The following is an 11527-nucleotide window of genomic DNA, read 5'->3' on the forward strand; positions in this document are numbered from 1 at the left end:
AAACCTCCAGCGAGCTATGTTTTTGCAAGTATAGTCAGATGCAACCGACATGCCATGGAAATAATGTGATGGTCCCGCGCTGCTGGGCGAACTAACATTTCGAATTAAACAGCCTAATCGCCGCCCGCACATGATGCCGTTGGCATCACAGAGGTCCGTTCTGATGCGAACGGAAGCACTCGGGCGTCCGGCGGCCCCCTCTTCTCACTTTTGCTCTTCGAGGCCCTTAACGTATGCCTTCATCGCGTCGATCGCCCAGTCGGTCGTCATCAGATCCATGAAGAGGTTACGTTCGAGCTTGAGGCCCTCGGCCATCGGCGTCTGCATTGCCGATCGCGCCAGGCGCTTGATGTGGGCCATCGCGCGCGGAGACTGGCTCGCGAGCTGACCCGCCACTTCCATCGCGCGCTCCAGCGCCTTGCCCTGCGCCAGCTCATTGACCAGACCAAAGGCGGCCGCTTCGCGTGGGGTGACTCGTCGCCCGAGCAGCATGAACTCCAGCGCCCGTGCGGTGCCGACTACGCGCGGCAGTCGTTGCGTGCCTCCGCCACCGGGCAAAATACCAACGGTCACTTCCGGCAGTCCCAGCTGATACGGGCCGTCTTCGGCGATGCGGATATCACAGCAGAGCGCGAATTCGAGCCCGCCGCCCATACAGTTGCCATTGATCGCGGCAATGGCCGGCTTGAGCATTGTCTCGACGCGGCTGCAGGCTCTATCGAGTGAAAAGCTCTGTGGCTCGCTGCGTTCGTCGAACCTGGCTCCATTGGCTCGCAGTTGCTCGGCGATCGATACCAGTTCCTGGACCGAGTAGTGCTGGATGAAAACCCCGGGCGAACCGCCGGTGAAGACCGCGGCGCGCACACTTTGGTCGGATTCGATTTCGCGCGTGACCGCGTCGAGTTCGTCCCCGGTCTGTGCCGTGAGATAAATCGACTTCGGCGTGCCGATCGTCACCAAAGCGATTCCCTGGTCCTTGACCATTTTGACTTGCTGCATTGGTTACTCCTCGCCCTTGTCGCTCACCTGCCCGGTTGCTCGAGCCTGAGGGCTGTTAGCGGTGAATGGCGGCGGCGCAGAATTTCAAACCTTCGCTGCGCGCTCGACCAATGGTGCGATCGCACGGATCGCCGCGACTCCGTCACCGGACGCCGCCGCGGTCGCCATCACGATTATGCGGCTCACGCCAGCCGATTGGTAACCCTTGAGCGTGTCAGCAGTCGGCTCGTCCCCGCGCGTCGCCAGCGCCACCGAGAACTGCAGTTGCTCGGCGTCGCGACCGTACTCGCGCGCCATCCGCTTGATCTGCGCAATGGATTCCATTGCTTTGTCCGGTGAGAGTCCGCCCGGCATCCAGCCGTCGGCATAGCGCGCAACCCTTCTCAGCGCATACTTCGGATCGTGCGCACCGAGCATGATCGGCGGACATGGCTTCTGCACCGGCTTGGGACCGGCGCGCAGCGCGGGAAACTTGACTATGTCGCCTGCGTAGCGCGCTTCTTCCTGCGTCCAGAGTATGCGCAGGGCCTCCACCGACTCGCGCAAGTGCTTCCAGCGCTGTTCGAACCGAACGCCCATAACCTCGGCTTCCTCACGGAACCAACCGGCTCCGACGCCCAGGATCAGCCGCCCGCCGGAATAGAGATCGAGGGTTGCGGCCGCACGCGCGGTGTCGATCACGTTGTGCTGAGCCAGCAGCAGGATGCCGGTGCCAAGCTTGATTCGCTTGGTCGCCGCGGCCGCGATCGCGAGCATCACCCACGTCTCGGCCAGCTGGGCGTACATCGCCGGCACCTTACCGTCGGCCGAGCGGGGATAATGAGTGGCGTAGCTCGAAGGCACGCAGGAATGCTCGACGCTCCAGATCGATTCGACGCCGAGGTTCTCCGCCTCATGCGCGATCGCGCCTGGATCGCCCGAGGCTGCCGTCAGAGGCAGCGAAACTCCCATCTTCATTGTTACCGTCCTCGCTGACTTGGGGATTCAACCGATCGCTACCGTGTACGCATTAACACGGCGCTTCCAGGGGCGAAAGCGCGCAATCGATCTATGAAGCGTTCGTCAAACCGGCATCTACAAGGGCCGCGCCAATCACAGCTTTGCCGCCTTGCGGTCAACCAGTGAATGCGTGATCGCCGTGCCGGCGCTGAAACTGGCGCCCAAAGTCGTGAAAGTGGGGAACTGCTCCGGGCGCGACTTGGACAAGTTTATGGCGTTCGGACTAACGCCGATACCGGCCTCACGGATTGCAGCGCCTCTGGTGGCCGAATGTTTTGCCAATCTTGAATGCAAGGTGACCGACACCAGCCTGGTGAAGAGATACAGCCTCTTCGTCTTCGAAGTGCTCAAGGCCTGGAGAGATCCGGCACAGAAGAACCCTAAGACCATCCACCATCAGGGATACGGCAAATTCATCGTCGATGGCGAGACGATCAAGCTGAAGTCGAGGATGCGATAGTGGTCGCCACAATGCGTGCTGTCACGGGGCGCTCTGCCCGACCGCCGTCATGGATTCGCGCCGCCGCGCATCGTCATAGGTGTAGGCGGCGCGCTTGCCTCTTCAGCCACCATATACCCAACGCCAGAGTGATCGAACGCAGCTTCGGCAAGGCCGCTCGCTGCGCCCTCCGCCGGAAGGGCGATAGCTGGCGAGACTCGAGACCTATATCGAGGACGCTCGCACAGCGCCGCTGAACGCACCGGCAATCGAGGCTCCTTCAGCCAATCTCATAATTGCTATTACCATCGGCAGCTAGCCTCCGATGCGCTGTGGTATGAACTCGCCCGCGAAAGATGACACACACGCCATGACGTGGGTGATCGCATCCGTATCGTATTCATCTCCCGATCGGTACGTTTCGAAATAGGAGTTCAATCGCGCGACGCGCTCCGGCCACGCCTCAGCGGCCTGCAGGCCGACCGAGACGCCGAAGTTAGTGAAGGCAAATTTCACCGAATGCGCTCCCGGCTCGCGGCAGAAGTAGCCGGGCGGATCGATCCACATTCGGTCAAGTATCGCGAGGCTCCGCTCGCGCTGAACGCGCGCCCACTGTTCCTCAGGAAAGAAGCACGTCATCCATAGCATCATTCCAAGACCGAGGTCTTGGGTGATGACCAGGTTTTCGTAGCTTCGTTCGACGATGGTTTTCATCTGCCGGATCTCGTCTGCAAGCGTATCTTCATCAAGTAGCCGGTAAACAATGTATCCATGGAACGGATCGAGCGAGCCTGGTCCGAAACCCGGGTATGCTCCGCTCAAGTCTTCGAGCATTTTCCAGCGCACGCCTCGACCCGGAATCAGGAAAGCGGGATGGATGTCCTTCACCAGCCGGATCGCTTTCGTGCGATATTCGGGAACTATCCTGCCCAGTCGTGATAGCGCGAAAACCCACATCGCCAGATAGTGAAAGTATTGGCCGTCACGATCTGCGGCTTCGCCAATTCGCAGGCCGCGCCGGCGTCCCAGCACCCGCTCAACGTCCGCGACCAGCCGCTGAGCTTCGTCCAAGAACTTGCTCTGGCCCAGTTTGTGGTAGAGCGAAACCAACAGAACGACGCCGAAAGCGTCGGTCCATAGGTATCGCATTCCATTGGGCCAGATGCGTTGTTCGCGCATCCAGTCGAGCTTGCTCAATACCCTTGCGACAGTCGCGGTCATCTCATATGTCCGGAATTATTTTCGTGAATCTGCGACAATCCTGCCGGTCTGCTCCGATCCTGAATCGACCCGCGGACCAAGGATACGATTCAACTCGTCGGAACCAACCGTCTCCTCGCGCAGCAGCGCTTCTACCAGCCGATCCAGCCGCTCTCTTGAGTCGGTGAGGCAGCAGCGGACGCGTTCATGGGTCTCTTGCAGCAAGCACAGGACTTCCTGGTCAATTCGCGCAGCCGTCGCTTCGCTGTAATCGCGCCCCTGCGAAATCTCGTAACCCAGAAAAGGTTGCTGCTCGTCAGTTTTGAAAGCGACGAGTCCGAGCTTGCTCATCCCCCAGCGCGTTACCATCCGGCGAGCCAGACGGGTTGCTTCCACCAGGTCATTCTCCGCGCCAGTGGTCACGTCGCCAAAGACGATCTCCTCCGAAGTGCGCCCGCCCAGCATCACTGCCAGCCGCGCCTTTAGATAGGACAGGCTCAGGTTGTGGCGCTCTTCGCCCGGGACCTGCTCCGTCATCCCGAGAGCCTGTCCGTGCGGCACAATCGTCACCTTGTGCACCGGATCTGCGGCCGGCGTCATCCACGCCACTACTGCGTGTCCGCACTCGTGATAGGCGACCACGCGCCGCTCGCCTGGATTCACCAGGTGTGGTTGGGCCGCACCCATCCGAACCTTGTCTTCACTCTCTTCGAAATCGGCCATGGTAACCGCCGGACGATTATTTCTCGCCGCGGTAAGCGCCGCCTCATTGCAAAGGTTAGCCAGGTCCGCCCCGCTCATGCCGATCGTGCTGCGCGCGAGAGTAGCCAAATCGACATCGGTGGAAAGTCGCAGCCTGCGCGTGTGGATGCGCAAGATGCCTTCGCGCCCTTTCCGATCCGGAAGACCAAACACCACCTGACGATCGAAACGCCCCGGCCGCAGCAGCGCCGGATCGAGAACGTCCGGCCGATTGGTCGCCGCGAGAATGATGACCTCGATACGCTCGTCAAAACCATCGAGTTCGCCCAACAACTGGTTCAATGTCTGCTCGCGCTCGTCGTTGGTGGCTCCCAGGCCCGCGCCCCGCCGCCGTCCAACCGCGTCGAGCTCATCAATAAACACGATCGACGGCGCCGCCGCTTTGGCTTGCTGGAAGAGATCTCGTACGCGGCTCGCTCCTACTCCGACAAACATCTCGATGAACTCGGACGCATTGAGGCTGAAGAACGGAACCCCCGCCTCGCCGGCTACTGCGCGTGCCATAAGAGTTTTGCCGGTTCCCGGCGCTCCGACCAGTAGCACGCCTTTGGGAATTCGCGCCCCCAAGTCGTGATACTTTTGAGGGTGCTTCAGGAAATCGACCTCCTCCTGCAGCTCGGCCTTGGCCTCGTCCGCTCCTGCCACGTCATCGAAAGTGACCTTTGGCTGCTCGCTGCTGTAGCGCTTTGCCCTCATCCGCCCGAAACCGAACAAACCCGATTGACTACGCACGGCCCGGTTGCTCATCCACCAGAAGAATCCGAACAGAAGTATCAGCGGTCCCCACTCAACCAGCATCTCAACGAACCAGGGCATCGACGACGACGACACTTCCACGATGACGTGATGTGCAATCAGCAGCGGCATCAGTCCGGCGTCGCCGACCGCGGCGGGAAAGGTCGTGGCGAACTCGCGGTACGCTATCGCAGCAGGCGACGCAGCTTTCGCCGAGGCTGGCTGCGAAGGCGCAGCAGGTGGAGGCGGTTTCGACGACAGCTCGGCAGTCCCGCTGGCTGGTGGCCAGACGAGAGGCTTTGCAAAGGCACCGTCGATCGCGTCTCGGGCGATGTGAACCGAGCGGACGTTGTCTTCGCGTATTTGCGCGAGAAAAACGGAATAGGGAATCCGCGCCTTGGGTTGCGACGGCGGCCAGAGTCCGGTCACGTACCAGAGAAACACCGCCAAAGAGATCAACCACCAGAACAGGACACCTCGAGGAAGCTGCGGTTGCCGCGTCCCCGGCATTCTCTTTTCTGGTTTCCCTTCCTGCTGCGCCATTTGCCGCATCCTTCGCCGTTGGCAACATTCACAAGAGCCAGGCAGAGCGGCAACCGCCTGACCGGGCGACCGCGACTCGATCGCAGGCGCAATTACCCGCGTAGCCGTTCTTTTCGACCGTCTCACTTCGGAAACCACGCCGCAAGCCACCATCAGCTACAACTACGATAACGCGAACCCACGCACGACGACGCAGGTTGCCGGGCAAATGCAGGTCGTTTATGGTTGGGACAACTCGAATCGGTTGACCGGAATCACTCAAGGCAGCACCTCGGTCGGGATCGGCTATCACAACGCTAACCGGCGCACGGCGCGGGGGGAGAAATGAGCATTCGGCGGAAGAAGAGTGAACGACGATCGGGTGCCGCAACTCTCTGGATGCTGCCGCTGATTGCGTTTCTGGGATTCGGCGCCGCGGCGTGCGGCGGTGGATCCAGCGGCGGTGCGCCTGCGCCGACGCCGCCTCCTGGACTTTGGGTGCCGAACTTCTTTGGCGCCGACGTCGTGGCGTTTGATGGCAAACAGCGTGCACAAAGCGGCGCGCCCAATCCCGCCCTGACCAACAGCAGCGCGGCGATTGATTTGCCGGAAGAAGCGCTGTTCGACGCCTCGGGCAATCTTTGGGTCACCAATTGCTCGGATCCGGTGATCGGTGCCGGCACGATTACGCAGTTCACGCGCAAGCAGCTCGATAATTTGTCGAAAGATCCCAGTCCTAATCCCAACGTGACTCTATCCGACAACGGCAGCTTCGATATTTTCGGTTGCCCATACGGCCAAGCGTTCGCGATCGACCACAGCCTTTGGGCGTCCAACCGTTTCTCGGCCGATTTGGTCAACTTCACGCCCAGCCAGTTGAGCGCAGGCGGCGTGCAGTTCCCGAACACGAAAATCGTGTCAAGCAGCTTCGGCCAGCCGGAGGGAATTCAGTTCGACACGGCTGGGACGCTGTGGGTCGCCGACATCGAAGAGTCTGAAATATTCGGATTCAAGGCTGCTACCCTTGCAGCCGCGCAAGGTACGCTTGCAGACCTCACTCCCGACATCATCAATTCGTCGGCCGGCCTCGACGGCCCCGCCGACGTGCTGGTCGACCAGTCCGGCAATCAATGGGTCTCGAATTGTGCCGGAGACAGCGTGGTGGAATTTGCCGCCTCCGACGTGGCCGCGAGTGGCAGCCCGACTCCCATCGTGGTGCTGAACAGTACCAGCGTAAGCACGCCGCCCGGTAACTCCTTCAGCCTGAGTTGTCCCCAGGGGCTGGCGTTCGACAAGCGCGGCAACCTGTGGGTCAGCAATTCACTCAGCGACAATGAGGGCAGCATCGTCGAGTTCACGCCCGATCAGCTAACCGCCAGTGGCTCCCCGGCCCCGAACATCTTCCTGGATTCCGATCCAGCCGGAGACAACCTGAACCAACCCGCGTTGTTTAGCTTCGATGCGAGTGTCAAGTAGCAAAAAAGTTTGCATTCAAAATGAGCCGTGGTTTGCGATGACAAAGGATCGTATGTCACGCTACCGGTGCGTCCTTTGACCGGAGGGGAAACATGAGTTGCCACCTGGATTCCAGTTTCGCAAAGGCCTCACGCATCGGGAACGTGGCCCTGGTATTCGCGGTCGGGCTTTTATTCGGAGCCGTATTCAGCGGCGCCGAATCGTCTAAGGCGGATACGTTTGCGGTCATGCCGCCTATTACCAACGCCAAAGCGGCGGAAACTTGCACCGGACCGCTCAAACCAAAGACGCCGCCGGAGGATCTCGATGTCACCGGCGCGTGCACAGTTGGCGCCGGCACCTATGTGTACAAGAACGTCAGAATTTACGGCAACGCCGACGGCACGGTCAAAGGCTCGCTCGCCTTCGCCGACGCAGCTATCGACTTCTGGGCCGAGTCGATAATTATCGAAAACAACGGAACCCTTACCGCCGGCGTAGCGCCCGATGGTGTGACGATTTCACCCGTCGGTACGAATCCGGGCGGGAAAATCACGATCCATCTATATGGGGCGCAGCAGAGCAGCAAAGAGCATGCCGTGGGTGTCCATTGCCATGACAAGACTTGCGGCATCCCGTCGGAGCTCTTCACCTCCAACAACCTGAAGTCCTTGGATCCGACCAGTTGCGTCGCGGCCTCGACAAAAGGCGGTACGCTTCCGAACGACGATTGTTTCTACCAGTACGAGCCGCTGATGTATGACGACGGCGGAAATGTGAAAGGCTTTTACGGGTACAAAGTCCTGGGCCTCGGGTACGGTGGTACGCTGCGGCTCTACGGCTTGAAAGGTGCGACGTATCCCGATACCACCGTCGATCCAACCAGCACCGGCACCAGCTGGGTGCGGCTGAACAATTGCGCGACAGGAACCACGGATTCGAAATGCACCGAGGGCGTACTCCAGCCGGGCGCCACCACTCTAACTCTTTCCCGCGCTGTCAATTGGAAAAAAGGGGATCAGTTCGTCGTCACGACGACTGACTATCTGACCTCGCACACCGAGCAGTTGACACTCGCAGAAGACGCAGACGGCAACACAATTACGATCGCGTCCCCCGGGCTCCAGTATCCCCATCATGCCGCGACAGTCGATCTGGCCTCGCGGATTCCTGCCGGGCGCGGGCTTACCGATCTCACGTCCGTGGACACTCGCGCTGCCGTGGCGCTCCTGTCCCGCAACATCCGCATCGTGTCTGGCGGCGACAAGCCAATGTCTGACCTTCCCACTGCCCCGGACCCGCCCCCGACGAAACCGCCCGACCCGAAGCTCTACTTCGGCGGGCACGTCGTCTTCCGGCAGGGCTTCACGCAGCTTCAGGTCCAGGGAGTCGAGTTCTATCAGCTCGGAGAAGGCGGCAGGATGATGCACTATCCCGTGCACTTCCACATGGCGCGCCAGGTCCCGACCGATACCTACGTAAAGGACAGCTCGATCTGGGACTCGATGACGCGCTTTATCGTCCTTCATGCGACGCAGGGCGTCCTGCTCGCCCGTAACGTCGGCTACCGGTCGATCGGAATGGGCTACTATCTCGAGGACGGCACCGAGACCAACAACAAGCTCTACGCAAACATCGGCATTTCAGCAATCGCGGCGGTCAACGACAAGGCGAACTATCGGGGGATCCCCGGGATACTTGCCAGGAACAAGGATGGCGCCGACAAGCCTTATCCCGCCAACACCGAACACACTCCTTACGACTCCGACTTCGAGCATCCTTCCCTATTCTGGATCATGAATGGCTGGAACGACTTCGAGTACAACATGGCGGTCGGCGCCGAGATGTGCGGAAATTGTTATTGGATGCCGCCTGGCGCCAACAGTGGCTCATCACGAAACATGTACTGGACAGGTTACTCTTCCCTGCAAAAGAATTACGATAATAAGGGGACTTCGCCCCTAATGGAGTTTCTCGGCAATTCCTGCTCGACGGCGATGGTGGCCTTTCACGTCGTCGGCGATACCAGTTACTGTGGGGGCATCAACACAAATTTTAGTGACGGCGACGCGAAAAAGCAGTTCCACTCGATCGAGAACGACCTTATACCGCCGCCCGTAGGCGTGAAGAAGGACCCGGCCGCACCCGACCGAGTGAACGAAGACTTCTATCCAAGGATAAACAACGGAGGAAATCATCATCCGACCAAATGCCCCAGTCTGACCGGCGATTGCAGCACTCAAGGCGATTGCTCCAATAGCAACCTTGGTAACTGCATGGTCATTGTCCTCGATCGTTTTACGAGCTCCTTCAACTTTGCCACCAAGAACTTCGCCGCTATCTGGCTCCGCCCGCAATTTAACCTGGTTCTCAACAGCGCGATCACCGACATTCTTGGCGGTGGCCTCACCTTTGTGACCGGCGGCGGCTACACCCGAGCCGATGCGCTAATCGGGCATTGGGCGTTGGCTAGAAAGACTGTTTTTATCGGCGAAACTCAAGATCCCGCCGCCAATCCCTATGCGACCAACGGAGGCCCGGTCAACCCCACCTCCTTCGCCGCCGGCGTCAAATGCGGCAACAAGCAGCCCGCTACGGGCTTTTGCATTCCCGTTGACGGCGCGGGCAACGACTTGGGGGTTACTTTCGACCGCGACAGCTTCTCGGCGAATCAACGCTTCTTCAACATCTACGACGGTCCGGCGCTCGAGGACTCCAACGCCTTCCTCGACATCACCGCGACCCAGCTCACAGACTGCCTGCTTACGGGCGATGTCGATTATCGGTGCTTTAACAGCAAGTGGATGGAAGGAACGCAACTCGGTATTCCTGGCATCTTTGCCGGCAGTGGCAAGCCGCCCGCAGCCTGCTATCTTCCCAACGCGGCGATCGCATGGAAACAGCCTAACGGCTTCTACTATCCTCCTTCCTTCCACTCGACCAATCTCTATTTCAATAGCGTCGAGATTCACCACTACGTGATCGAGCCTAAATTCCTGACGGGTACCTACAAGACCGACGATGACGCCACCAAGTCGCTCTACTGCAACCGCCAGCCGGCTATGTTCAGCCCCGACTTCACAGATATCGATCGCCAGACTGAACTGAACGATGACGACGGTTCGCTGACCGGCCTCGTGAACACGGTGTCGGTCAACGAGGATGCCTTTTTTCAGGCGCCAACTCAGGATGTCGAGTGCAAATCCGACGTGCTCGCCAATACCGCGGGTACCGCCATCACCAGCCCCTACGACTACGTCACCACCGTTGTGTATCCCGATTGCGCGACAGTCCCCTGGAGCGGCCCGCCGCCAGAAATTCCCAATAAGGGCGCCTGCAATGATCCGGCGGCCGGGTGGACCTGGAGCTACGACTGCGCCAACTCAGCGTGTTATGGCGTCGCTCTGTATCGCCAGTATCTGAATACGGGTGAAACCACAGCGCCGTTTATCCGGATGGCAGCGTCGGCCACCGGGCAGCGCGAAACGATGGCGCCGAATAACGGCCTTTACTACATCGACACGACCGTGGACGAAAACACGCAACGCCAGTCGGGGAATTTGTACAGCGTGTTCCAGGCGAACAAGAAGTACCACGTGTTTCTGCTCTTCGCCAAGCCGGGCCCCCCAACCACCCCAACCACCCCAGCCACCAGGGAGACTTACCAGATATACGTGGGCAAGGGCCTCGACACGGCGGCCGTGCTGGATTCCGTGGTGGCCGAGAAGGCCAATGTATCCAGTGCTGCGGCCTCGTTCACGACCTTCTCGTGGCCTGCCGGATGGACCAAGACCTACCAACCCCTGGATACTGGTAGCCCCCCGGCAGGAGGAGGCATTCTGACGGTTACGGTGGATCTTAGCACTGCGGGCGGGAGCGGATTCCCGACCGACTACGACAACTCGCTCTATAATCCCTCCAATCCCACCCAGACGCGCTGCCAGCCGTCAACTATGTGCGCGTGGAGCACCACCAACTCGGACTGTGAGTGCAACATCTCCGCCAACGCCAGCGATCCACTGGGCCAATTCTATCTGCGCAACGATTGCATGCAGGGCAACCCCGACGGCACCGACCCCGGCACCGCGTTTTGCAAATGGGCGATCAGTGACGTCGATTATCCGGATGCGGGCGCGTACGGCTTCTCGTTCATTCCGGGGAGCACCTTCGCAACTGTGGCCGACCCAGTGGCCAGAGCCGCTTTGCGGCCGTCACCGAGTTGCTTCCCGCAAACTGTAACGAATCCGACGCCGCCACCACCGACCTTGCCTTCGCCCTGGAACCTCCCATTCACCCCTGCGTCGAGTGCCGTGGCCCAAGACTGCTTTTATGCCAGCGCCCCGCCCTCGCCGCAGTTCTGCACGGCTCCCGGCCCATAGCAGCCGCAATTTGCAGTAGGCCGGCGCAACGGAGGAC

At 60.2% G+C, this 11527-nt stretch carries 6 protein-coding genes and 1 pseudogene; 3 read left to right on the forward strand and 4 right to left on the reverse strand.

Annotated features, from left to right (window positions below; translation table 11 throughout):
• Window positions 1–204: 204 nt before the first annotated feature.
• Window positions 205–999: an enoyl-CoA hydratase/isomerase family protein gene (locus tag VIO10_RS10190; protein WP_331963253.1), complete on the reverse strand. Its 795-nt coding sequence runs from the start codon at window positions 997–999 to the stop codon at window positions 205–207.
• 84 nt (window positions 1000–1083) lie between these two features.
• Window positions 1084–1956: a TIGR03619 family F420-dependent LLM class oxidoreductase gene (locus VIO10_RS10195; RefSeq protein ID WP_331963256.1), complete on the reverse strand. Its 873-nt coding sequence runs from the start codon at window positions 1954–1956 to the stop codon at window positions 1084–1086.
• Between the two features lie 127 nt (window positions 1957–2083).
• Here VIO10_RS10195 and VIO10_RS10200 point away from each other — a divergent pair.
• Window positions 2084–2458: pseudogene (locus VIO10_RS10200) on the forward strand (flavin reductase family protein); the annotation flags it as partial.
• A gap of 294 nt (window positions 2459–2752) precedes the next feature.
• Here the strand turns inward: VIO10_RS10200 and VIO10_RS10205 are convergent.
• Window positions 2753–3658 (reverse strand): hypothetical protein, encoded by a 906-nt coding sequence (locus VIO10_RS10205; protein WP_331963259.1) that lies wholly within the window; start codon window positions 3656–3658, stop codon window positions 2753–2755.
• 15 nt (window positions 3659–3673) lie between these two features.
• Window positions 3674–5830 (reverse strand): ATP-dependent zinc metalloprotease FtsH, encoded by a 2157-nt coding sequence (gene ftsH, locus VIO10_RS10210; RefSeq protein ID WP_331963261.1) that lies wholly within the window; start codon window positions 5828–5830, stop codon window positions 3674–3676.
• A 324-nt stretch (window positions 5831–6154) separates the two neighbouring features.
• Between ftsH and VIO10_RS10215 the strand changes: the two genes are divergently transcribed.
• A complete protein-coding gene (locus VIO10_RS10215; RefSeq protein ID WP_331963264.1) occupies window positions 6155–7132 on the forward strand; it encodes a hypothetical protein in 978 nt (325 codons plus the stop codon).
• 143 nt (window positions 7133–7275) lie between these two features.
• Window positions 7276–11490 carry a hypothetical protein gene (locus VIO10_RS10220; RefSeq protein ID WP_331963267.1) on the forward strand — a complete coding sequence of 1405 codons (4215 nt, stop codon included), beginning with the start codon at window positions 7276–7278 and terminating at the stop codon, window positions 11488–11490.
• Window positions 11491–11527: the final 37 nt, after the last annotated feature.

This window comes from Candidatus Binatus sp., from assembly GCF_036567905.1.
GTDB lineage: Bacteria > Desulfobacterota > Binatia > Binatales > Binataceae > Binatus.